Origin of the sequence: Planktothrix pseudagardhii, from assembly GCF_904830925.1 — a bacterium.
Lineage (GTDB): Bacteria > Cyanobacteriota > Cyanobacteriia > Cyanobacteriales > Microcoleaceae > Planktothrix > Planktothrix tepida.
In genome coordinates this window covers 2,578,993-2,603,622 of the sequence record NZ_LR882967.1, presented here as the reverse complement: position 1 = coordinate 2,603,622, position 24,630 = coordinate 2,578,993, and the positions used below count along the sequence as shown (strand labels likewise).

Genomic DNA, 24,630 nt, shown 5'->3' with positions numbered 1-24,630 from the left:
GATTGGTGCGTGTGCTATGGGCTTACGCACCCTATTATTTTTTGATATAGCGCTATATGAATGATCAGGGATTAACGATTAAGAATCAACGCTTATATGCTGAGGCGTTGGCATTGGAACAGGCAGGATATCTTCAGGAGGCTGAAGCAAAGTATCAGCAGCTTTTAGAATTAGATGAAAATCAAGTTGAGGGATGGGATGGGTTATCGAGGGTTTATTTTGATCTCGCTCAATATGATGCTGCGTTGGATGCTTTGGACTGTTGTTTAAGATTAGAGGGAACTCAAGGTTATCACTATTATCGTTTGAGTTTAATTTGGGAGAAACTGGGGAATATTACAGAAGCAATTCTAGCTTATCAAACGGGAATTGAGTTAGATGCTGATGCCAGTGAGGGCTGTTTAAAATTGGGGGATGTTTGGGCGGAATTGGGGGAGTTAGAATCGGCTGAATTATATTATCAAAAGGCTATTGAACGACAACCCTATCAAGTCACTGGTTATTTAAAATTAGGGAATCTTTTCTTAGGAAAAAATCAATATGACGATGCGATCGCACTTTATCAAACTGGGTTAAATCTTCATCCCCATGATTCTGATTTATTATATCAGATGGGATTAGTGTTAACGGTTCACCAAAATACAGAGAGTGCTAATTTATATTTTGGGTTAGCGGCAGAATCTCAACATCGGTATGAAACAGCAATTCAATTTTATCATACTATTTTACAGAATTCTGAGGGAAAGGTTGAGATTTATTTAAAATTAGGAAATTGTTACCAAAGGTTAGAACAATGGGAAAAAGCAGTTAATATTTATGAACAAGGTTTACAACGATTCCCTGATGAGATGGAATTGTATTTGGCTTTAATTTCAGCTTGGCAAAATTTAGGAGAGACTCAGAACGCTTTGCAAATAGCTCAACAAGCAGTTGTTCGATTTCCCAATCAGATTGCTGTTAAATTGGCTAAACAATCTTTACTTCCGATTTTATATAATCAGTTTGAAGAAGTTGAAGCATACCGTCAATTGTTTACTCAAGAATTAACTTCCTTAATTGCAGAAACAGATTTAGAACAATTAGAGGTAAGACAACAAGCGTTAACGGCTATTGGCAGGGGAACTCATTTTTATTTACAATATCAAGGATATAATGATTTAGAGTTACAACAACAGTATGGAAAATGGGTTCATCAGGTAATGAAAGCGAATTATCCTGAATGGGCAAACCCTTTATCTTTACCACCTTTAAAGTCTGATCAAAAAATAAAAATAGGATATATTTCTCCCCATTTAACTTGGCATACGGTGGGATTAGTATTTTTAGGATGGTTGAGAGATTGCGATCGCAGTCAATTTGAAATTTATTGTTATTTTACGGGAGAAGAAGCCGATCAAATTACAGATTTATTTGATCTTTATAGTGATCAATTTTATCATATTAATAGCAATTTAGAGACAATTGTTGAACAAATTTTAGCAGATGAATTAGATATTATTGTTTTTTTAGATATTGGGATGTGTCCCCAACTTACCCAAATCGCGGGGTTACGACTAGCACCAATTCAATGTGCCGCCTGGGGACATCCAGTAACAACAGGTTTACCAACAATTGATTATTTTATTTCGGCTGAATTATTAGAACCTGAAGATGCTGAAAATCATTATTCAGAACGGTTAATTCGTTTACCTAATTTAGGGATTAATTATTCTAAATATCTGTCACCAGAAACTCTAAAAAACCGTTTAAATTTCGGATTAAAACAAGATGCAGTTTTGTATTTATCCTGTCAATCTTTATTTAAGTATTTGCCTGATTTTGATAAGTTATTAGTAGAAATATCAAAACAAGTTAAATCGGCTCAATTTGTGTTTTTAGCCCATTGGAATCCTGCTATTACCGAAAAGTTTAGACAACGGTTAAAACGGATATTTGCTAAAGCGAGTTTAGACATTGATGAATATTGTATTATTTTACCTCGTTTAGATAAAGAGGATTATTTGCAATTAAATACCCTAGCGGATATTGGCTTAGATTCCATTCAATTTACGGGATTTTTAACAACTTTAGATAGTTTATCCTGTGGTCTTCCTCTGGTTACTTGTGAGGGAAAATGGATGAGAAGTCGTCAATCTACGGGAATATTACACCGATTAGGAATTACAGAAACTATTGCCAAAAATCGAGAAGAATATATTAAAATAGCAATTGAGTTGGGTTTAAATCCAGACTGGAGATTAGCCATTCAAGAAAAAATTAAACAGAATATAGAAAAACTCTATGAGGATAAAAGTTGTGTACAAGCTTTAGAAGAATTTTATCAACAAACTGTTCAAAGTCTTAATTCTTTTTAATGATGAGTCAAGCTATTTTAGTCAATTTAAGAGAAGCATTTTTTAATGCGCCTGGATTTTGGCAAAGTCGATTTTTAATCAAAACTGGAAATTGGTGTAAATTAGTCGAAGGTTTAGATAAAAGTCGCACCGATGGCTATTCTATTCTAGGCGGTTTTGTGAATCAATGTGATCAATTATCCACACAACAACCGGGATTATACTTATTTTGTGAAAAGAAAAAACAAAAACAGAATGGGACTGAACGATTATATACGTTATTTATCTTAGAACCCGATGGAAGTGTAGAAGTCCTCAATGAGTTAAGAACCGCTAGTAAAGATTGGGGAGTACAATTATGGCCTGAAATCGATGCTTATTTTATTCGACAGCAAAATTCTGGAGAAAAAAGAAGACAACAATTATTGCAAGAAATTCAACAATTAGAGTTTGAATTAAAGCAACGTCGGTCTGAATTAGCAGCTTTAGAGCGAATTGAAGATTAAAAATTATAGAAAAATTTTGTATTCTACTCCCTATTTATTTCTATTAAATCATTGATTTCTATCCGATTTCTACCCCTGACTTTAGCTTGATATAAGGCTTTATCAGCAGTCGCAATTAACTGCTCAATAGAGGCTTCAGGATGGGGAATAACCGTTGTAATTCCTAAACTTAACGTTAAATAAGGTTCAACAATTGAACCTTGATGAATAATCATTTTTTCTTTGACTAATTTTCTGACTCGTTGAGCAACTTCAAGGGCTCCCTCTGTCGTTGTATTGGGTAAAATTAGGGCAAATTCTTCTCCTCCATAACGAGCAACTAAATCCGCCGGACGATAAACACATTCTGTTAAAATATAAGCCACTGCTTTTAAACATTCATCTCCAGCTTGATGACCATAAGTATCATTATAAGCTTTAAAAAAATCGAGGTCACATAAAATTAAAGATAAAGGTAATTGTTCCCGTTTTAACCGTTTCCATTCTTGTTGTAAATAATCATCAAAACAGCGACGGTTAGAAATTTGAGTTAATCCATCTATTAATGCTAACCGTTGTAACTCTTGATTTGCCTGTTCTAATTTTTGATTAGTTTCTTCTAATTGGGCTGTTAATAATCGTTCCCGTTCAATTTGATGTTTCAGTTCTGCCATCACCCAACAACTTTGAAGAATTCGGCGCACTCGTTGACGTAATACAGCCCAATGAATAGGTTTAGTAATATAATCCGTTGCTCCTACTTCAAATGCTAAATCAACGGAGGCTTGATCTTCCAATATGGTAATCATTAAAATCGGAGGGCAATTCTCTCCTAAACGGTGTTTTAACTCCTGACAACAGCTAAATCCATCAATTCCCGGCATCATAGCATCTAAGAGAATAATATCCGGCCTAAACTGTTGACAAATCTCTAAACATTCTTCTCCAGTCGCAGCTTCCATTAAACGATATCCTTCCCGTTCCATAGCTCGACGCAACACTAAACGGAGGGTTTTCTCGTCATCAACAATTAAAATAACGGGATGGGTGGGTTCAAATTTAGAATGAGTCATTTCATTGTATTCGGGTTATTTCATCCTGCAATGCAACTTTAACTTGTTCGTATTCTTGGACTAACTGCTCCATTAACGATTGAACACTACCCACTGAACCTGTACGTCCCTTAACCTCTAATTCTCCAGCTAGTTCAGCCAGGTGTACTGCTCCTACGGTAACACTTAAAGACTTCAGCGCGTGAGCCGATTTTTGTAGTGCCAAAGCCCCTATCTTGGGGTAAAAAATTACCAACAGAACTTAATAATATCAGGGGTAAATGTTGAGTATTTGGCAACGCATGAATACAGTTTGCTAAACTTAAACCATCCATTTGTGGCATTTGCATATCAATAATGATTAAATCAAAAGCCGTGTTTTGAACTAACAAGGTTAACGCTTCTAAACCTGATTCAACCGCTTGTACTTCCATTCCCCAAGATTGGGCTTGTAGGGTAAGAATTTGACGATTAGTGGCATTATCATCCACAATTAATAATTGTTTATGAGATAAATCGAGAGATACTTTTTCGACATCAGATATCGAGGCATTGGGGTCTGATTGAAGAATCACCTTCACATGAAAAGTAGACCCAACATTAAGGGTACTTTCTACCCAAATTTTACCCTGCATCATTTCACATAAACGTTTACTAATCACTAATCCTAATCCGGTTCCTCCATAACGGCGAGTCATCGAGGAATCAACTTGGCTAAAGGGTTTAAATAATCGTTCTCTCCGTTCTTCAGGAATACCAATTCCGGTATCTTTAATGGCAAAATGAAGTTCATAGAAATGAGTGGAGTTTTCCTCTTCAATCAATTCAGAATCAATCGAAATAATCACTTCTCCCGTTTCAGTAAATTTAACCGCATTACTCAATAAATTTACTATAATTTGGCGAATTCGAGTCACATCTCCGATGAGAGTTGTCGGAGTAGACGGTGTAATTAAATAAGCTAATTCTAAATTTTTATGATGGGCAATAGAGGCAACTAAATCTAAGGCTTCTTCAACACAATTGCGAAGATTGAAGGGATGTTTTTCTAAATCCAGTTGACCTGATTCAATTTTAGAAAAATCAAGAATATCATTAATAACCATGAGTAAGGTATCACTACTGGTGCGAATTGTTTCTACAAATTCGTGTTGTTGATCAGTTAGATTCATATCTAATAATAATCCAGTCATCCCAATCACAGCATTTAAGGGAGTGCGAATTTCATGACTCATCATGGCTAAAAATTCACTTTTAGCCCGATTAGCAGCTTCGGCTTCAGCTTTGGCTTTTTCTAGGGCTAAATTTTGTTGAGACAGTTGCTCTCCTTGGCGGATTTCTTGCTCTAAAATTTTACCTTGGGCTAAGGCAATTCCGACTTGAGCAGCAACGGCTTCTAAGAGTTCAATTTCATCTTCTGTCCAATCTCGAAACCGATCACATTGATGTAGTGTAATCACGCCATTTGGTTTGCCTTTATAGGATGTCCGCACGGCTAAAACCGATTTTAACTTAATATGACGACAGAAAACTTTAAGTGTTGCTAATAAAGGATCTGTATAAACATTAGATGTAGCCATTGCTTGATCTTGAATAATTAATTGTTCGGTATAGAGATTTTCCTGAATCGAAATTTTAACTCCCATTAAAGTGGGATAACCTCCAACCAGATATTCAGCCACAACTGGCAGTTCTGAAACCGGAGGTTCAAGATAGGTATGAATTAAACATCGATTTACCTCAAAGGTTTGACCCAGAAGTTGGGCGGTTGTTTCAACAATCCGTTTTGTATTTAAACTTTGGCGAATTTCCTCGGTAATTGTTTTCAACAAAATCGCTTGTTTAATTTGTTGTTTTAATTGCTCCTCAGCTTCTTTGATTTGAGTAATATCAAAATGAATCGCTAAATATTGAAAGGGATTATTGGCAATATCTAAAAAGGGGACAATAGTAGTATCTACCCAATAAAATTGACCGGATTTACATTGATTTTTGATTTCCCCTTGCCAAACCTTTCCTTGGTGAATGGTTGACCATAGATGAGCAAAAAATTCTGACGGATGATAATGAGAATTAACCACGCGGTGGGTATGACTGATTAATTCGTCTTTGGAATAGCCAGATATTTTACAAAACCGTTCATTAACATAAGTAATATTTCCTTTACCATCGGTCATCGAAACAATAGCCGCTTGATCAAGAGCAAATTTATGAAACGCTAACTCGCGTAAGGTTTTTTGTAACGCTTCCTCGGAGCGTTTTCGTTCCGTAATATCGTTACCAATGGCTAAAAATCCAGTAATTTCCCCCTCTTGATTTCGTAAAGAAGTAATCGAAACTAACACCGGAAATCGAGAACCATCTTGACGAAGATATGACCATTCTCGCTCATCAATATCTCCTTGTAAAGCTTTTGCTACCAATACTTCAAAACCTAGCTCGATAGTAGTTCCTAATTCTTGAGACAGTAACAAAGCTCGGTGCTTAACTTCTTCTGGGTCATGAATAATTTCAGGAGTTTTCTGCCCAATAATTGCTTCAGCAGAATAACCTAATAACTGTTCTGCGGTTTTATTGAAGGTGCGAATAGTCCCATCAATGGTTGTTGAAAGAATGGTATAATTAGCACTATTCAGAATAGCTTCTTGCAAGGTTGTTGTTTCTTCCAAAATTTGACGAGTGGCTTCTTCTTTACAAATTTGTTGAATTAATTTTTGATTAATTTCTTCTAGTTGTCGAGATTTCCGTAGAGAACTGCGGGCAAAATATAATGTTAAAGTTAAACTCAACGCCATCATAAAGCCTCCCCATAAAATTACCATTTGCAGAGGCGATTTAATCAGTTGAATCAGTTCGGAACTGCCTATAATAACAAGGTCAAATTTCGTACCATAGAGGTCTAATTTCTTGATATATTTTTGCTGAATTGGGTGAATTAATGGGTTAGTTTGGTATCGATAAATAATTTCGTTATTTTGTAAGATATCAACAATATAATATTTTAAATTTTCTGATTTTAAAATTAAATTCATTAAAGATTTAACTTGAAGCACACCCACTATAAACCCCTGAAATTTATTGTTTTTTCGGTTAAAAATTGGCAAATAAGCTACAAATCCCTCACTTCCTTGAACTAAAGTAATCGCTGGAGTAAGAGCAGTTTGATTACTATTCAAGGCTCTTTCTAAGCTGGGATGATGCAAAATATCATGCTCTAAATTAAAATTAAGAGCCGCTTCATTCCCTTTGAGAGGATAAATCCAACGAACGTTAAATTTAGAATCAACCCACTGAATTGCTTGAAAACCTCCGTAATCTTCAAAATAATTTTTAGCATCACTTTCCCATTCATTTTTGGGGATACCGCCTCGCACTTCCCAACGAACAACCATGCGTTCTAAACCTTGTATCCGAGACGTTATTTGATTATAAATAATCAGTTCAACTGTTACAGCTTCTTGATGTAATAATTGTTGAATTTGATGACGTTCTTGAGTGATTAAACTAGACCACAGTAAAAGCGTTGCGGCAGAAATTCCGGTTCCTGTCAGCAAGGGAATCCAACCAATTTTATTTAAAATTTTATTAAATATGTTCATGAATCCCTCTCCCTGTAATCCCAAAAAATATTTTTTCTGGTTGCTTTTAAACAGCCTAAGATAAATTTCTCTCTCCTGAACTAATTTTAGATCCAAAACCGATGTAGGGAAATCCTTTTATTCAATATTGTTACAATTAGACTTATAGAATCATCCTAAATCAACGGAAGGTTAGGAAAGCTTAGAGAATCAGGAAAAATAGCTAAAATCACGAAAATCCTCCCAGTTTTCCCTAAATTGGGCTGGAAGGAGAATAATGGTGTATCTGGTTTAAGGGTTAAAGTCGAGGTTTTAAGCTTGAATGAGTACAGAGGTTACAAAACCCATTCCTAGGGATTTGGCTTATTTTTGAAGACATTAAACAGGGAATCAGCAACAAAATTTGATAAAATCTTCTCCCCAGGTTTATTAAAATGACAACAATTATCAATATAAACGGGTTCTTGAACATTATCGAGAATAGATACCCCATTAAAAAAATGGATTTTATTAGCTTTCAGTTCATCGACTTTTTTTAATAAGAAAGGATACCCTTTTTTAATAGAATCTTTATAAGGACTATCCTCACTAAAGGCAATTTTCTTTTCAGCTTCGCTAAAGACTCGCTTTGTCGGATAATACTGATTTGGTTGTAAAATATGAAAATAAGGAATATTATTGGCAGCTAAAACTTGATGAATTAAAATCGAAGTTTCAGCCCAATTATTGGTAATGTCTTGGAACACTTCAGCATCGGGTAAAACGTGATCTTCCATATAAAAATAAATCACACTTTCTGCACTACCATCCTCAGACGGTTGCTGACGATACCGTTCAAAGCGGGCGACATCCCGACGATAATTGTCAACTAATTTTTGAACATACAAAGACATCACAACATGACAGGAAGCTAAGGGACAATTTTTTAAAGTTTCTAACGCATTTCTGAGTTTTGGTTTATTATCTTTAATGCTTAATAAAGCTTGTAGAGCTTTTGTAGATAGGCTGTTATTGGCTAAACCTGTTAAGGCTTGAACATGGGATGCGCTGGGCATCGCAAAACTCAATTTTTGTTGATTATTAATACTCGCTAAGGCAACTTCATTAAAGCCATCAATATTAATTACGAAATCAAATTTTTGCCCCAAAGATAGCATATAATTTAATGTGATTAGCTGTTGAGGCTGTTTATAACCTCCAATCGCTAAGGATATAATAATTAATTCTTTATCTTTAAATTGAGGTAATTTTTGGAGTTTGGTTTCTAAAATTCTATTTTGGATTTCATAAATAGAATAGTTAGATGCAACAGAACCTCCTAACACCCCAACAATCACTTGATTAGGATTAGTTTTTTTGTAGGGATAATCGTAGGGAGAAATAAACCCATAATTATTATACTTAAATCCCGGTCTAAAATCCGGCCCTGGTTTTTGAACATATCCAAAATACGGATGTAATCGTTCAACGACAGATTCGTTAACTCTAACTCCTTCTAAATTAATTCCTAGATTTTGAACATCCTCTGAACGGTCACGGGTATAATAAAGTTTTTGATGTTTAAAATAATAAAAAATTAAGGAACCCATTTCTAAAAAAACGAATAATACAACTAAGTTAATTAACGCAATTTTTATACCTTCTTTGGCTTTAGGAAAGAATTTAAAATTTTTCATGGTAAGATCGAGAATGTTAAAAGAGAAAAATCAAGTGTTTTTTGAGGGAATAAAGGTTTATTATATAATAAATTCATCCCCATTTCCTTTTGATTTTATTTTTGAGTGCTTGGGGATTGGCGCATCAGCCGTTGACAGACTTCACTTGCCATTAATTCCCCGACGAGGCGATTTCCTTGAAGGTTCCAATGTCCGCCACAAGCTTCAGCATTTTTAAATCCATGTAAGCAAACTCCTGTTTTTTCGGCTTGCTTTTGTAAGGGTTCTGCGAGTCGGAAAACCGGAAATCCTTCTCGTTGTCCGAGGGCATAAATTCGTTTATCAGGATAAAAAATATCCTGAATTTGATGAGCTTCCATAAATTTCTGACGTTTTTTAGGGTCAGGTTGAACTTGAAAGGAATCACTCACCATTACCACCATAAAATCCTTGCCTTTTGCCGTCACTTCATTTTTCAGTAAGGTTACTAATTGTTCTGTAATCTTCCAAGCTTGTTGCCAGTTTTGATCAGGAGGTTCTTTATAAAAATTAATATCGGTTTGTTCATAATCTTTTTGTAATTGACGACGTTTAGATTCGATTTCTGCTTGTCGAATCAGTTGTAAAATTCGAGAATTAGCGATTAATTCATAAGGCAATTGATCCAGTTTTGAGAACATATAATAATCTCGTTCAAGACTGGCAGGATTTAAGGTTCTAAACGATAAATCTTCCACAAGTTGACCATTTTTTTCTACAAAATAGGGACGTAAATGATCATGCTCTAAGGGACGATAATTATTTCTAATATCGTTACCCGGATAGAACCCTAAAATCACTAAATCCGGTGAAAATTGTTGAGCATGATGTCGCCATGTCATTAACTCTTGAGCAGTTCCATAACCTTGAACAGAAAAATTTAAAACTTCAACGGTTTTGCCTTTTAAAACAGGACAACTTTTGAGTTGAGATTGCATTACCGAGGCGGCGGTTTTTTCCAGGGGAACTTGTAACGCTTCCATAAAAGAATCCCCTAAAATTGCAACTCGATAACTATTGGCTGGCTTTTCTAAGGTTCGTTCATAATCGCGCATTCCAAACCCATTCATTTTTAATTCTGACGCTTCTCCTTCTCCCCGCCAAACGGTTTTAGCATTGGGTCGAGGCGACCAACCCCGATAAGGATCTTTTGCCGTATAAGCTAACGCTTCCGAGTCTGGAGGAAGGGGCGGCGGATATTTAATTCCTGCTACTCGCAAGGCTATTTCACCCAAAATAACCGCTAAAATTAAACTGCCAAAAACTAAGCTCGTATTTAAAATTAAAGATTTCAAAAATTTCATAATCCGTTATCAGTTTTACACAATTGATTTGTAATTAATTCTGCGGCTAAGTGATGTCCTTTGGAATTCCAATGTCCCCCACAAAGGGTATTATTTTTTTCAAATCCATGTAAGCAAACTTGATTTTGTTTAGCATAAGCTTGAAAATCGGGAGCGAGATCTAAGACTGGAAAATTGTTGTGTTTTCCGATTGCTTTTAATCGTTCATTAGGATAATATAAATTTTCGATTTTATTGGAAACTTTAAAAAATTGTCTTGTGGCTTCATCTTGATGAACTTGCATCGGATCAGCAATCACCATTAATAAAAATTTAGCTCCTTTGTCTTTGACTTCCTGAGCCATTAATTTGAGGAGATCTTCAGTAATTTGCCAAGCTTCTTTCCAGTCAGAATCTTGAGGTTCTCGAAAAGTCGTTACACTTAACTGATTTGAGTGTTTAACTAAATTGTTTTTGCGATATTCTAGTTCAGCTTTTTTGGCAACTTGTAAAATTCGAGAATGGTTCACTAACCAATCAGGAAGATGATCAACCGTTGTAATTAAATAGCGGTTACTATAGCCCATAGGTAAGTTGCGGAAGGAAAAATCCGGCTCTAGCTGACCATTTTTATACACAAAAAACGGTCGATAATAGTTGTCTTCTAATTTGCGAGAATTATCAATAACATCATTCCCAATAAAAAAGGCAACAATCACTAAATCCGGGTTATATTTCTCAACTTTTTCTCGCAGGGTAATTAATTCTTGGGCAGTTCCATAGCCATCCACTCCAAAATTGAGAACTTCAATATTTTTTCCCTTGAATTTCGCACAATTACCCAAGGTTTTTTCTAAAACTGAAGTATAGTTACTGTTAGGAGGAACTTGGGAGGCTAAGGTAAAAGAATCCCCTAAAACTGCAATCCGAAAAGTATTTTTAGGTTTAGCGATCGCATAGTCTTTATCCCTTAATCCATCGCTATTAATTTCAACGTAGGATTCCCCTTCATACTGCCACCATCCTTTTGCTCCGGGTCGATTTGACCAGCCTCGATCTGGATCAGATTGAGTAAAAAAGGAGGGAGAAAAAACTGCATGACCGGGTTCAGGAAGTTTTTTTAGTCCCTCAATTTTGGCTAATCTTAAACCGATTTCTCCGATGGCAATCCCTAGGACTAAACTACTTAAAGCCAGCCCTAGATTTACTGCCCATGCCTTCCACTGCCCCATCGTTTAAAACAAGGTATAAATAAAGGGTGCGATCGCAGAACCGTGACTGAGAACAATCAACGCCCCTAATAAAACCAATGTAATAATTAGAGGCAATAACCAATACTTTTTGCGTTCTCTCATGAACGCCCAAATGTCTTTTAAAAAATCTAATGTTGCTTCAAACACTAGAACGGTCGCTCCATACTTTCTTTAGGTCTGACTTTACTCGCAACCCGATAGGTTGAGAGATTAGGGTTAAATTGACGCTGCATCGAATCAGAACCGAATAGGCGTTTAATGAATCCCATCGGAGCTATCATAACGTAAAAGACGACACCGAGAATAATCTTGCTGTTAATTGCCCCCATGAACAACCCGAATTTCATCCACAGGTGATACACCGGATTTAAGGTTTTAGGAGAAATTAATGCCCAAAGGATGAGGATGGTTCCTAATACCCAAGGCCAAGTTCGCGGCGGCCAATGTCCGAGTAATAAAGGCAAAACAACACCAAATAAGCCAATAATAATGGCTCCAGTTGTTAATCCAAATTCGCGTAATCCTTTCGCGTCAAGTTGGGGAATATCGTGATCAGTCATAATGTTGATTTAAAGTTGACTAAAAGAACTGATAACTGATAACTGAGTCCGGGCGGGGGAACCCCGCCCCTACTGATTAATCTAATTCAAATTCTTTTTGCCAAGAATCATCTTTTTCCCAAGCCGTTTGTTCGGTTTTGGCTAACAGGAAATTCTCTAAAACCAGATAATCCATTTCAGTTCGCATAAAGCAACGATAGGCATCTTCTGGACTGCCTACAATGGGTTCTCCTCGCACGTTAAAAGAGGTATTAACAATCACAGCACAGCCCGTGCGTTTTTCAAAATGATGGATTAAATCGTAATAGCGAGGATTGGTTTCTTTGTGAATGGTTTGTACCCGTGCGGAATAATCAACGTGGGTAATTGCTGGAATTTCTGAACGAGGAACATTGAGTTTTTCAATCCCAAATAATTGTTCCTGTTCCGGGGACATAGGAATTCTTAAATCCTCTTGAACCGGAGCCACAATTAACATATAGGGACTGGGGCGATCTAATTCAAAATAATCAGAAACTCGTTCCGCCCTCACCGATGGGGCAAAGGGTCGAAAAGATTCCCGATATTTAATTTTTAAGTTCATCACCGACTGCATTTTTTGATTGCGCGGATCACCAATAATTGAACGTCCCCCTAACGCCCTCGGCCCAAATTCCATTCGTCCTTGGAACCATCCGACCACGTTTCCATCGGCTAAAATTTCCGCTAAACGGGGCATTAATTCCACATCATCTAATCGTAAATATTTCGCTCCGACGTTATCTAAATATTCCTGAATTTCCACCTCGCTAAATTTCGGCCCCAGATAGGAACCTTCCATATAATCTAAGCGTTTTTGGGTGGTTTTTAGGGCAACAACAGCCGATTTTAAACCCGCACTGGTTTCTAATAGTTTTTCAGCCGAAATATCAAGGGCGAGATCCGTTTCCACATTACGAGGTTGTTGATGATATTGATACCAAATTGCTAAGGCAGCCCCTAACGCCCCTCCCGCATCTCCAGCAGCCGGTTGAATCCAAATATCTTTAAAGGGGCCTTCGCGCAGAATTCGGCCATTAGCCACGCAGTTGAGGGCCACACCCCCAGCTAAACACAGGTAATCAACATTTAATTCTTTCTGAACACTGCGGGTCAGGCGCAACACCACTTCTTCGGTGACGACTTGAATGGAAGCCGCAATGTCCATTTCCCGTTGACTAATGGGGGTTTCGGGTTTACGAGGCGGGCCACCAAACAGTTGATCAAACTTGGTATTGGTCATGGTTAGACCGACGGCATAATTGAAATATTCCAAATTTAATCGGAATGTGCCATCGTCTTTTAAATCAATTAAATGGGTGAGGATTTTATCAACATAAATGGGTTCACCATAGGGTGCTAATCCCATTAATTTATATTCTCCAGAGTTAACTTTAAACCCTGTATAATAGGTAAAGGCAGAATAAAGTAAGCCTAAAGAATGGGGAAAATCAATTTCCCAAACGGGCGTTAAACTATTACCATCCCCTAACCAAACGGAAGTTGTCGCCCATTCTCCTACGCCATCTAAACACATCACCGCCGCTTTTTGGAAGGGACTGGGAAAGAAGGCAGAAGCCGCATGAGATTGATGATGTTCTGTAAATAATAATGGGGGAAGTTTGGCTTTTTTAGCGCCTGCGATCGCACATAATTCTTTTTTTAATACAGATTTTAGGTAAAGTTTTTCTTTTAACCAAACGGGCATGGCTTTAATAAAAGAACGAAACCCGCGAGGTGAGTAGCTGAGGTAGGTTTCGAGGAGTCGCTCAAATTTTACCAGGGGTTTATCGTAAAAAACGACTTGATCAATTTCAAAAAAGGTGATGTTCGCTTCCTGAAGACAATAGCGAATGGCATTGGCTGGAAATCTAGGGTCGTGTTTTTTGCGTGTAAACCGTTCTTCCTGGGCTGCTGCCACGATTTTACCATCACAGACGAGCGCCGCAGCGCTGTCATGGTAATAAGCTGAAATTCCAAGTATGTTCATGAACATCTCCTCACTAGGCGCAGTCGGGCCTGTCTGTGATCATAAAGAAATAATCAAGAGATTATAGCGTTAAGTGGACAATCTGGCGCAAGGGTTGATGGTTGAACGGTTAGCTGTTGATGGTTGAGGGGTAGTTCCGTTAGTTAGGTTGACAAAATTGAAAGTTGACGATATTGTTAAAAAACTATATTGATATCTAATTACCTTATTATGTTAAATGATAAATTCAGACTCCACCTTGGAAACAATCATCCAGATTGTCGAAAGAGGTGAAATTCCAAAAGCCAGTGATTTTAAGTTGTGGGCAGAGTTAAAAGGCTACCAACCCACTCAAACTGCTGAAGGCCCGTTAAAATACGTCGATGAAAATGGCGTAGTTCGGCTAACCTTAAAGCAAGGCAGTTCCAGGACACCTGGAAGTGATTATCCTCATGTTGAACTCAGAAATCCTGATACCCAAAGGATAGATATCTGGGGAAATCACGTTACTCGCAAAAGTCCAGGGAATCATACACGAATCCAATGGGACATATAGGATGGGCTGAGTGATGCTGGTTTAGGATAACCTCATAAAAAGAGTTGACTTGAGTTTAACAAGCTAAGTCAACTCTTTTCTGACCTAACAAAAAACAGTTCAACCATTTCAGTTCAACATCATAAATTATGGATAGACTTAATTATTGGCAGTTGACAGGTTTAGAAAATATCTATCTTGAAGATAGTTATGTATTGGGCATTAAAACTGATACCTCTATAGAATTCTTGTTAGAAGCTATTTTGACAGAAAATCATCCCCTTTACACTTCTCCTTTGCCTGGAGAACAGTATTGTTATCGAAGAATAACTTTAAAATTTTCCCATCCCCAAACCTATAATCTAACTTTAAATAAAATGCTCCCAATTGTTGATCCTGATGGAACTTGGGATTATGGTAATATTGATGAATTTTTTATGGAAAACGAAGCCTATCATTTAATAGGTGAATGGGGAGAATTAACCGTTGTTTCTGATCCTCCTGTGATTGAATTTGATCATGATTTTTCAATAGCCAATAGCGATTTCCTGCAAAAAATGATTAGTTTTGAAAAAATCAAAGAAAGTTATCCCACTTTAATTGATGAAAATGTAAAATCTTTATCAATTAATTTCTCTGTTTTAGCAATGCGTTAAATCATTTTTGAGCTAATGAGATAGAACTGTTCTAACTTTAATGTGTAGTGCGATATTATCAATATAACCTTTAAAATCCAAAGGCATCAATTTCCGTTTGGAGGTCAGTGATGGGATTAATCGATGGCTTATTAGGTAATGCCTCTGAAATTAATTCAGAAAAGCTACAAGAGGGACTTACGAAACTTTTAGCAGAGGGTGAGTCTGTCGAGAAGGCTTATCAGTTAGTTCGGGATTTAATTGTATTTACCAATAAACGATTGATCTTTATTGATAAACAAGGCATTACGGGGAAAAAAATTGAATATCATTCCATCCCCTATCGCAGTATTATTCATTTTAGCATTGAAACATCGGGACACTTTGACCTAGATGCAGAGTTGAAAATCTGGATATCCGGTAGTTCTACACCCATTGAACGAGAGTTTAACCGCAGGTTAAATATCTATGAAGTTCAAAGTGTATTAGCTTATTATGTGCTGAAGTAAAATCATTTAAGCTGCTATGTCCTGGTATTGTGTAGCAGCTTATTCCTTTTTTTGATAACGATTTAACCAAGATTTTATCATCTTTCTTAATTCCTCTCTCTCCATTTTATTAATTCCTTGATGATCAAAACGATAACGATATCGCACGCACCAATTAAAACTTACTCTAATTCACTTTTCCTCAAAACAAATAAACTCCCATCTCCTCCTCGACCAATACGAAAGGTTTCATCAAGGTAAGTAATTTCTAAACTAGGAATACGACCTACGGGATTTCGGGCGGGAACAACACGGGCGGGTTCTAGTTGAGGAGTCTTAACCCCTATAATATTAGAAATAGCAATATAGCGTTGTTGAAAGAAAACATTCAGGCGATTATTGGGTAACTTATTATCATCAATAACGGGTTCAAAGGTAGCCGTTACTTTAACATAACCGGAAATTAATCCTAATGGATGTCTAACAAACGCTTGATTAAAAAATTGTCGAGACTCGACATCAATCATTTGATAGATTTTTCCCACTTTTAACCCTAAAGGTAATGAAGCTAAACTGCGAATTTCCCTGGCTGTAGAATAGAGCAGTAACCAAGATCCATTTAATAATAAAGGATTATATAGTAAGGGTCGATAATTAGGATTTTTAGCTTCTAGTTGAACTACCATCGTCTCAATTTCTTCTGCGAGATCAGGTTTAATTTTAAGGTTTGTGGCGGGAGATCCGTCTATTCTTCCAAGTTGAGATTGAACAGTTTCAATTTTAGTCATTAATTGTTGTTTTAAGTTGGTTTGGGTTAACATCATAAAATTCCTTCAGATTATCTTTTCAATAAATCAAGTTTTAGCAATGAATAAGGAATAAGCAAAGGTAAAATTCCTATTGCAAGAATGCTCATTCCCTATTCCCTTTTTAATGAGGCGTTTTCTGTAATTCGGGGCGTTCTTCTGCTACAATTGCCCCTTCAACAGGACAAACTTGCAGACAAATTCCGCAGTCAATACAGGTGGAAAAATCAATCCAATACCAATCTGTTCCTTTTGTATTTTTTCCAGGGCCTTCATGAATACAAGCAACGGGACAAGCCGTAACACAATCGCTAACACCTTCACAAACCTCCGTGACAATGCTATGGGGCATGATTAGTATTCTCCTGCTAAAAAATAGGGCAGTTAATTCTTTTTAATTTTTAACGATAAATCAACGAATTGGCAAGGGATAAAAATTATAGAGGGGGTGAAACTGTTCTCCTAAAATTGATTAGAACTGTTTAACAATTCACCCCCTTTACCCTTAAACAATTTTTTCAATTTTGGGGTCGCCGTTAACATCAACCCAAGCAATTTGATCAATGCCTCGACGACGAGCATAGTCCCGAATCTCTTCAGCAGTTTCCCGGTGTTCTAACTCCACTTCTACCCGGACTAACTCACTGAACTGCCTTAACTGACTGGCATAGGCAAAAGTCGCTGCATCTGCTTCTGGGGTTTGGGCTACCACTAACCAATCACTAGCCGGGGTTTGATGCGGTAATTCACCCCGTCCCAATAACACTTGATGCAAGTCTTCAAGATTCAATGAGAAGCCAATTCCCGGTTCTGTTTTGCCTTGGGGATGATACAGACCGAGAAGTTGGTCATAACGTCCTCCCTGCCCTAATACCCTTGCCCCGGATGCGGTATCACTGACGGCAATAAATACAATTCCCGTATAATAATCAAAGGTTTGAACTAAACTTAAATCTAAGGTTATTGCAGGTTGAATTTCCGAATTTTCCCAACATTTTTGCAGTAATTCTATTAAGGATTTGAGGTTATTTACCGCTTGTCGTTGAGATGAATCTAAATCCAGTTGAGAAACTTGGGATAATACGGTTTCTGGACGACCTCGTAAATCAAATAAAAATAAGGCTCGTTCTCGCAGTTCTGAAGCAAGTGATAACGATTCTAAACCAATTCGATCTAAATTAGCGATCGCCGTTCTTACTTTTTCCCGTTCTTTAGGTGGAAAAGGCGATAATAACGATTGAGTTAAACCCGCTTCTCCCAGAATTAAATCCGCATTATTTAACCCCAAAGTTTGCAAACAGTCTCGCAATAACAGCAAAATTTCTGAATCAGCGCGTAATCCACCAGCACCCAACAGTTCCACACCTGCTTGATAAAATTCTAACTGTTGTCCCTGATCAATTGTCTTTTGTTTGCGGAAAACATTGGCGTTGTAATACAAACGTTGGGGCCAAGATTGTAGATTCCCCATGCGAGTCACTGCCGCCCTAGCAATGGACGCCGTTAATTCAGGGCGCAGTCCTAACCCCTGATTTTCAGAATCTTGGAGTTGAATCACCGTTGAGGGTTGTACCGCACCCCCAGCCATCAGCGTGTCCAACCGTTCCAAGGTTGAGGTAATAATTTGATGATAGCCCCAACGGTGAAACACCTGTTGTAAGCGCCGTTCAATCCAAACTTTTTGGGTAACATCGAGGGGAAGTAAATCTCGCGCACCCGACGGGGGTTGATAAACCATACTGAGCGTAAAAATTAACAATTAATCATTAAGAATCCAGTTATAGCAGGGAACGGGGAACAGGGAACAGCTTAACTGGGAACAGGCAGGAAAAGAGTTCTCTGTGCACGGTTTTAGCCTCAGTCTATGTCCTAACTGCCTTGGCAACTGCTATACAAACGGCAATTTGTAACTTTTCCTACAATACAGCATTCTGGGCGTGGGTTGTCCGTTGTCGGTTAACCGTCAATCGCCAACCGTCAACCGTCAATTCTCTACTTCTTCTTACCTCCAAACAACCCCCCAAATAAACCGCCTTCTGATTTTTTAGATGCTGGTTGGGCTGTTTTGGATTTTGCTCCAGCTTGGGGTGTGGCTTTTTCCAGTTGTTTTTTAGCTTCTAAGGCTTGAGGTTGTTTTGGGTTTAATTGTAAGGCTCGATTAATATGGGGTGTAGCGAGTTTCGGTTGATTTTGTTTTAAATAAACTAACCCCAATAAACCATGACAATGACTATTATCGGGTTCTCGTTTAATCGCATCTTTTAACTCTAAAATTGCCTGGGCATAGTTTTGACTCGCCATTAACTGTTCTGCACGACGACAAGCTTGTTCAACGAAAGAATCTTTCTTCGGCATTACAGAAGGTGGCGGTGGAGTTTGATCGATCACTTTGGGAGATGGAGCCGGAGAACCCCCCCCTTTTTGATGTTTACGGAGGAGATAAATTAAGTTTAATTCACTAATTTTACCAATAATTTCTAAGACTTTTTGAGGAGATTCATATTGATTTTTAGCTAACTCTTGAATAGCAGTTTCATAAGCGGTTTGATAGTCAGAAGCTTGTATCAGTTTTTGGGCTGCTTCCGTTTGTAATTTTAGGTTATGCTGTTCTTTGACCGTGCGATCGCCCATGGTTTTTAACAGCAGAATATATTCTTTCCGTTCACCTTCTTTTGAAAACTGATTATAGGCGGGACTGACTAACTTCGCTAATAATTGCTTGGCTAACTCGTGATCCTGGGGGTTGTCAAAGGGACAAGTATCAGGATGCAAACGACGGGCGATCCGCATATAGCGTTTGCGAATATCCTCAAAGTCTGCTTCTAGGGAAACCCCTAAAATCGCATGATTATCTGTAAACTCAAACTGAAATAACCCTTGTTTAATTTCAAACATACTCTTCTGCCTTCCTTACCTAAACTTGTAATTGAATGAATCACACCCCTTTAATCTTAATATAGCCCGTCTTCAACTGTCAGAAGTCAAAAAAACTGGATTTCTGCAATAACCCAGTTTCTGAACTCTATAATTGCGATTTGTTAATTAAACCAATAATTCTCCTGTTTCTTGTAAAGTATGCAAGCGTTGGTAAATTCCCTGGTGTTGAAGCAGGGCTTCATGGGTTCCCACTTCTACAATTTGACCTTGATCTAACACTACAATTTGATCGGCTTCTCGAATGGTACTCAAGCGATGGGCAATAATAAGGGTTGTGCGTGTTCCTAATATATTTTGCATGGCTAATTGGATCGCCCGTTCTGATTCATAATCTAAACTGGATGTGGCTTCATCAAAAATTAAAATATCAGGATTTACTAATAACGCCCGTGCAATTCCCAGCCGTTGTTTTTGTCCTCCTGATAACCGCACGCCTCGTTCTCCTACAGGGGTAGAATAGCCCTTCGCAAGCTTTTGAATAAACTCATCGGCTTTAGCAATTTTACAAGCTTCTTTGACTTCTGTAAAGGTTGCATGAGGATTGCCATAGATCAGATTTTCTAACAAAGTTCCATTAAAAATATCCACCTCTTGATGCACAATGGCTAACCGTTTACGATAACCCCTAACATTCAAATTGCGAATATCAATTCCATCGATTAAAATCTGACCCTGATCAGGTTCAAAATAACGAAACAGCAGTTTAACTAATGTTGATTTTCCTGAACCCGAACGTCCTACTAAGGCTACAGTTTGATAAGGTTCAATCAATAAATTGATATTCTGTAAAACCAAACTATTCGGATTATAGCCAAAACTCACCTGACAAAATTCTATTTTTCCGTTAAATTGATAGGAAGTTTCCGCCAGACTGTCGGTTTGATTTGGGGTTAAATCATCAGCATCTTGTCCCTTTGGTAACTGTATAAATTCGTGTAAACGAATCATCGACGCATAGCGACGAGCAAAAACTTCCGCAATATTACTAATCGGTGTTATTTCAGAATAAGCCATACTCGCTAGAGTATAGATAGTGACAAAATACCCTAGAGAAATATAACCAGAAATCGTGGCAACTAAGGTAAATCCTAAGACTATAAATAGACTAAATTGTACACAGGTTGCTTGACGAGTAATTAAATGAACATAGCCTCTGTGAATCCGACCCACCACCATTTTAAACTCTCGATTTAAACGAGTAGTTTGCCGTTTTAACTCCTGAGATTCCGTTGCAAATGCTTTAACCGTTTTGATGTTTGTAATAATCTCAGAATTGCGACTTTCAGTATTTTCTTCATACTGCGCTAGAATTTCTTCTAAGTCGATTAGCCGTTTCAATGTTTTTAAGCTAAAAGCCAAAATTAGCATAAAAGACAATAAAAAGAAGATAGCAATCGGCCATGCAATCCACGAAATAATTACAAGAATTCCTAAGACTCGTATGAGTTTAGGAATCAGTTGACCCGCAATTTCAGGATATGTCCAAGTTTGGTTAGAAATCCCTTTTGCAACTCGACTAGCAATTCGTCCAGGGTTATTTTCATCATAAAATTCTAGGGGAAGGGTAAGAATTTTTTGCAAAGAATTCTGATATTGATCTCGACGAGTTTTTAATGAAATTAACCAATGATACCAAACCCCTAACCAAGGCTGTATGGGAGCTTTAACAACAGTAACACAGAATATTAAACTTAATAAAACTCCTAAAGAAAGCTGAGGGGTTTGGGCTATTCCCGTTAAATTAGAGATTCCTTGAATGAAATATTGGGTTAATTGATCAACAGGTTGATTTGAGAGAACGTTGAGCGTTTGTCCTATAGCATAAGGAACCATTAAATCAATCAGTTCAAAGGTACTAGATGCACTAATGCTTAGGATAGATAGAGATAAATATTTTCGGTAAGATTGACCGAGATCCCGAAAGGTCGCCATAATCTTGAGTCGTGAAACACTACAATATAAAACACATAAGTTACAAGTATAATACAAAAAAAGGATGCTGGCTCGCATCCTCAAGATCAGTAACGGATTTTGTTCCTATTTCTACCTTTAGGATAGGGAATAGGCGGTTTGTAAAGCCCACCAAACCAGCAAGCCAATTCCTCCCAAAACCAGCACAGAAGAAACAATAATTGCAGTGGGGCTGTCTGCCCCTTTAAATTTCATAATGCCACGATCTAAGTCGGATGTCATGATTTAGTTTGCCTAACTCTAGGAGAGATTTTAGCATTGATAACTTATTCTGTGACGATAGACCGTAAAAATCAACGGATTAAACTAATAGAATCCCCTGAGCATCTAAGCTTTGTTTCAGACGTTCATTGAGATCGGAACGTACCAGAGAGTAGTCAGGAGTCGCCACCCAAACTGTTAATAAAATCTTAATCCCACTCCCCGCAATTTCCTGAACCTCCAGACCAGGTGTAGGTTCTGAGAGAATTCGTTGATCAGCTTGAACGAGAGTCAGAAATAATTCTCGAAGTTGCTCCAGATTAGTATTATAACTGAAATTCAACTTTAAATCTACGCGGCGCATCGGTTGAATAGAGTGATTAACAATTTTATCGCCGTAAAGTTTACTATTGGGAATAATAATAATTTTGTTGTCGGGTGTGGTTAAAAGAGTTGTAAAAATCGAAATTTCCTCAACGGTTCCTTCGACTCCGCCTCCTTCAATATAATCGTGAACTTTAAAGGGTCGGAAAATAATCATAAACACACCAGACGCAAAATTGGATAAAGACCCTTGTAATGCCAAACCAATTGCTAACCCGGCAGCCCCTAAAACGGCAATAAAAGATGTGGTTTGAATTCCGAGTTTTCCCAGAGTTGCCAACACGACAAAAGTAACCGCCGCAATATAAATTAAGTTGACTAGAAATCGAATCAGCGTTGGCTCCAATTGTGCCCGAATCATTAAACGTTGACTCAAACGTTGTATAAATTTTGCCAACCACAAACCCAATAATAAAATCAGGATTGATATCAAAATTCGAGTTCCAAACTCGCTCATTAATGAGATCAATAGGGTTAATAATTCCTGTTGCTGTTCCTTTGTAAGCATAAGCTGTCAATCTCAAGAAAAGTTTAAATTAAATTAAAAATCGCTCAGTCATCGGCTTAATATTATAAGTTTATGATAGAATAATCAACTGAAATATGATTTTATTAGCCCCAAATGAATTTTTCTTCTACTCCAAACGAATTCAACAACATCGAAGACTTTGAACATAAACCTGATTCAGCCGATCCGGGTTTACAACGATTTGCACTGCGGTTGAAAACAAGCATGGGACGAGATACTTTAATCCAAAAAGAACTGGATAAACTGAGAACTCAACTGAAATGTGATCGGGTTGTTTTATATTATTTTTATTCTCAATGGAAAGGGCAAGTCACCTTTGAATCGTTGAGCAATGCCACCTTATCAATCTATGGTTCTACAGGTGCAGATGAGTGTTTTAATCATCAATATGCTCAGGATTATCAAAAGGGAAGAATTACGGCGATCACGGATATTGAAACCGAAGCAATTCATCCTTGTCATCAAAATTTTTTACGCAGTCTTTCTATTCGTGCCAATTTAGTCGTTCCTGTTATTGTTTCTAACGAACTTTGGGGTTTATTAATTGCTCATCATTGTCAACATCCTCATGTTTGGAATTCGGCAGAATTAGATGGGATGAAAGTCGTCGCAGAAACTTTATCAACTGCACCTGAAATTATTGATTTTAAGAAGTAGCCGGAAGCCAGATTTTGACATTTGTTCCTTGTCCTGGGGTTGAATCAAGATTGAGTTTACCCTGATGTTTTTCAATAATTTGGTGGGCAATCACTAATCCCAATCCAGTTCCATGACCCATAGGCTTTGTGGTAAATAAGGGCTCAAAAACTCGCGGAAGAATCTCTTCTGGTATGCCCATTCCATTATCAGAAATTTCAATTAAAATTGATTGGGGATCGGGTTGGGTTGTACAAATTTTCAGGGTGGGAATTCGGTTTTCCATCTCTCCCTGTTGTCCCGCTTCTTCAATGGCATCAATGGCATTGGCTAAAAGATTCATAAACACTTGATTGAGTTGACTGGGATAACATTCAACCTGGGGTAAATTCCCATATTCTTTAACTAATTGAATAGCGGCTTGTTTCCCTACGGGTTTGAGGCGATGACTCAAAATCAATAAAGTGCTATCAAGACCTTCATGAATATTAAATAAAACTTGAGTTGAGGAATCAGAACGGGCAAAATTTCTTAAGGAAATTGAAATATCTTTAATTCGATCAGCACTAATTTTTATGGAATTTAGTAATTGAGGTAAATCCTTTAAAATAAAATCTAAATCTGCTTGAAAGATTTCCTCTTGTAGGGGGATTGGCAGTTGCTCATAATAAGTTTGACATAAAGTTAAAATATGAGCTAGATCCTGAACGTAGTCTTGAGCTAACGGAAGATTATTGATAATACAACTAATCGGATTATTAATCTCATGGGCAATTCCCGTTACTAATTGCCCCAAACTCGAAAGTTTTTCTTGTTGTACTAATTGAATTTGGGTTTTTTCTAAAGTAGCAGTGCGTTCCGCAACTTGTTGTTCTAGGGTTTCTGTAAGTTGTTTCAGTTGTAAATGCACTCGAACTCTGGCTAATACCTCTTCTTTTTCAAAAGGTTTAGAAATATAATCAACTGCTCCTAGAGAAAGTCCTTTGACTTTATTTTCAACATCCGTTAAAGCGGTTAAAAAAATAATCGGAATTCCTTGATTTTTAGGTTCAGATTTTAATTTTTTACACGTTTCAAACCCATCAATACCGGGCATTTGCACATCTAATAAAATTAAAGCTGGTTGTTTGCGCTCCACTAATTGCAACGCACTTTCTCCATCTTCTGCGACTCGTACTGAAAATCCTTCACCCTTTAAGGTTTGAGATAAAACCGATAAATTAGTAGGATTGTCATCAACAATCAGGATAAAACCAATGTCTTGCATGAATGAAGGTAGGGGA

Annotated in this window: 23 protein-coding genes; 6 read left to right on the top strand and 17 right to left on the bottom strand. The window is 37.4% G+C overall.

Going from position 1 to position 24,630, the window contains the following annotated elements; translation table 11 throughout:
- Positions 1 to 56 precede the first annotated feature (56 nt).
- Together NMK36_RS10985 and NMK36_RS10980 are read left to right on the top strand one after the other, a co-directional pair.
- Positions 57 to 2,354, top strand: coding sequence for a tetratricopeptide repeat protein (locus NMK36_RS10985; RefSeq protein WP_254173714.1), 2,298 nt, complete (start codon positions 57 to 59; stop codon positions 2,352 to 2,354).
- Positions 2,354 to 2,839 carry a hypothetical protein gene (locus NMK36_RS10980; protein WP_245824364.1) on the top strand — a complete coding sequence of 162 codons (486 nt, stop codon included), beginning with the start codon at positions 2,354 to 2,356 and terminating at the stop codon, positions 2,837 to 2,839. Before NMK36_RS10985 ends, NMK36_RS10980 begins: the two co-directional genes overlap by 1 nt.
- 23 nt (positions 2,840 to 2,862) lie before the next feature.
- Here the strand turns inward: NMK36_RS10980 and NMK36_RS10975 are convergent, their stop codons facing one another.
- The 9 genes from NMK36_RS10975 to NMK36_RS10940 all read right to left on the bottom strand — a co-directional run bounded on the left by NMK36_RS10975 (position 2,863) and on the right by NMK36_RS10940 (position 14,246).
- On the bottom strand, positions 2,863 to 3,891 hold the full coding sequence (locus tag NMK36_RS10975; protein ID WP_072721914.1) for a response regulator: 1,029 nt from the start codon (positions 3,889 to 3,891) through the stop codon (positions 2,863 to 2,865).
- A 1-nt stretch (position 3,892) separates the two neighbouring features.
- Entirely contained in the window at positions 3,893 to 4,096 is a 204-nt protein-coding gene (locus NMK36_RS28980) for an Hpt domain-containing protein (RefSeq protein ID WP_367997180.1), read from the bottom strand.
- Positions 4,026 to 7,469, bottom strand: coding sequence for a PAS domain S-box protein (locus NMK36_RS10970; protein ID WP_254173713.1), 3,444 nt, complete (start codon positions 7,467 to 7,469; stop codon positions 4,026 to 4,028). The genes NMK36_RS28980 and NMK36_RS10970 overlap by 71 nt, the downstream gene beginning before the upstream one ends.
- A gap of 329 nt (positions 7,470 to 7,798) precedes the next feature.
- The gene (locus tag NMK36_RS10965; RefSeq protein WP_072721917.1) at positions 7,799 to 9,124 is read right to left on the bottom strand and encodes a hypothetical protein; all 1,326 of its coding nucleotides are present in this window, start codon (positions 9,122 to 9,124) and stop codon (positions 7,799 to 7,801) included.
- 95 nt (positions 9,125 to 9,219) lie between these two features.
- Entirely contained in the window at positions 9,220 to 10,446 is a 1,227-nt protein-coding gene (locus NMK36_RS10960) for an SGNH/GDSL hydrolase family protein (RefSeq protein ID WP_072721919.1), read from the bottom strand.
- Complete coding sequence (locus NMK36_RS10955) at positions 10,443 to 11,657, bottom strand: SGNH/GDSL hydrolase family protein (RefSeq protein ID WP_254173712.1); 1,215 nt, start codon at positions 11,655 to 11,657, stop codon at positions 10,443 to 10,445. Before NMK36_RS10955 ends, NMK36_RS10960 begins: the two co-directional genes overlap by 4 nt.
- A gap of 3 nt (positions 11,658 to 11,660) precedes the next feature.
- On the bottom strand, positions 11,661 to 11,825 hold the full coding sequence (locus tag NMK36_RS10950) for a DUF5989 family protein (protein WP_087882252.1): 165 nt from the start codon (positions 11,823 to 11,825) through the stop codon (positions 11,661 to 11,663).
- Positions 11,825 to 12,238 carry an SxtJ family membrane protein gene (locus NMK36_RS10945; protein WP_254173711.1) on the bottom strand — a complete coding sequence of 138 codons (414 nt, stop codon included), beginning with the start codon at positions 12,236 to 12,238 and terminating at the stop codon, positions 11,825 to 11,827. Before NMK36_RS10945 ends, NMK36_RS10950 begins: the two co-directional genes overlap by 1 nt.
- A gap of 76 nt (positions 12,239 to 12,314) precedes the next feature.
- The gene (locus NMK36_RS10940; RefSeq protein WP_254173710.1) at positions 12,315 to 14,246 is read right to left on the bottom strand and encodes a carbamoyltransferase family protein; all 1,932 of its coding nucleotides are present in this window, start codon (positions 14,244 to 14,246) and stop codon (positions 12,315 to 12,317) included.
- A gap of 217 nt (positions 14,247 to 14,463) precedes the next feature.
- Between NMK36_RS10940 and NMK36_RS10935 the strand changes: the two genes are divergently transcribed.
- The 3 genes from NMK36_RS10935 (at position 14,464) to NMK36_RS10925 (ending at position 15,904) form a co-directional block, all read left to right on the top strand.
- On the top strand, positions 14,464 to 14,781 hold the full coding sequence (locus NMK36_RS10935; RefSeq protein WP_072721926.1) for a hypothetical protein: 318 nt from the start codon (positions 14,464 to 14,466) through the stop codon (positions 14,779 to 14,781).
- Positions 14,782 to 14,909: 128 nt separating this feature from the next.
- Positions 14,910 to 15,416 (top strand): hypothetical protein, encoded by a 507-nt coding sequence (locus NMK36_RS10930; RefSeq protein ID WP_072721928.1) that lies wholly within the window; start codon positions 14,910 to 14,912, stop codon positions 15,414 to 15,416.
- A 110-nt stretch (positions 15,417 to 15,526) separates the two neighbouring features.
- A complete protein-coding gene (locus NMK36_RS10925; protein ID WP_072721930.1) occupies positions 15,527 to 15,904 on the top strand; it encodes a PH domain-containing protein in 378 nt (125 codons plus the stop codon).
- Between the two features lie 161 nt (positions 15,905 to 16,065).
- Here the strand turns inward: NMK36_RS10925 and NMK36_RS10920 are convergent, their stop codons facing one another.
- The 7 genes from NMK36_RS10920 to NMK36_RS10890 all read right to left on the bottom strand — a co-directional run bounded on the left by NMK36_RS10920 (position 16,066) and on the right by NMK36_RS10890 (position 22,690).
- Positions 16,066 to 16,707: a PAP/fibrillin family protein gene (locus NMK36_RS10920; protein ID WP_245824365.1), complete on the bottom strand. Its 642-nt coding sequence runs from the start codon at positions 16,705 to 16,707 to the stop codon at positions 16,066 to 16,068.
- 106 nt (positions 16,708 to 16,813) lie between these two features.
- Positions 16,814 to 17,041, bottom strand: a complete 228-nt coding sequence (locus NMK36_RS10915; RefSeq protein WP_072721934.1) for an indolepyruvate ferredoxin oxidoreductase subunit alpha — start codon at positions 17,039 to 17,041, stop codon at positions 16,814 to 16,816.
- A 153-nt stretch (positions 17,042 to 17,194) separates the two neighbouring features.
- Positions 17,195 to 18,427, bottom strand: a complete 1,233-nt coding sequence (locus NMK36_RS10910) for an ATP phosphoribosyltransferase regulatory subunit (RefSeq protein WP_072721936.1) — start codon at positions 18,425 to 18,427, stop codon at positions 17,195 to 17,197.
- A gap of 254 nt (positions 18,428 to 18,681) precedes the next feature.
- Positions 18,682 to 19,584 (bottom strand): J domain-containing protein, encoded by a 903-nt coding sequence (locus NMK36_RS10905; RefSeq protein ID WP_254173709.1) that lies wholly within the window; start codon positions 19,582 to 19,584, stop codon positions 18,682 to 18,684.
- A 147-nt stretch (positions 19,585 to 19,731) separates the two neighbouring features.
- Entirely contained in the window at positions 19,732 to 21,558 is a 1,827-nt protein-coding gene (locus NMK36_RS10900; RefSeq protein ID WP_254173708.1) for an ABC transporter ATP-binding protein, read from the bottom strand.
- A gap of 117 nt (positions 21,559 to 21,675) precedes the next feature.
- Entirely contained in the window at positions 21,676 to 21,819 is a 144-nt protein-coding gene (locus NMK36_RS10895; protein WP_186440454.1) for a hypothetical protein, read from the bottom strand.
- A 79-nt stretch (positions 21,820 to 21,898) separates the two neighbouring features.
- Positions 21,899 to 22,690 (bottom strand): mechanosensitive ion channel family protein, encoded by a 792-nt coding sequence (locus NMK36_RS10890; RefSeq protein ID WP_072721942.1) that lies wholly within the window; start codon positions 22,688 to 22,690, stop codon positions 21,899 to 21,901.
- A gap of 114 nt (positions 22,691 to 22,804) precedes the next feature.
- Here NMK36_RS10890 and NMK36_RS10885 point away from each other — a divergent pair, with 114 nt between their 5' ends.
- Entirely contained in the window at positions 22,805 to 23,368 is a 564-nt protein-coding gene (locus NMK36_RS10885; RefSeq protein ID WP_072721944.1) for a GAF domain-containing protein, read from the top strand.
- On the opposite strand, the gene NMK36_RS10880 is transcribed toward NMK36_RS10885, so the two are convergent.
- Positions 23,358 to 24,614 (bottom strand): hybrid sensor histidine kinase/response regulator, encoded by a 1,257-nt coding sequence (locus NMK36_RS10880; RefSeq protein ID WP_072721946.1) that lies wholly within the window; start codon positions 24,612 to 24,614, stop codon positions 23,358 to 23,360. The genes NMK36_RS10885 and NMK36_RS10880 overlap by 11 nt on opposite strands.
- Between the last annotated feature and the right edge of the window lie 16 nt (positions 24,615 to 24,630).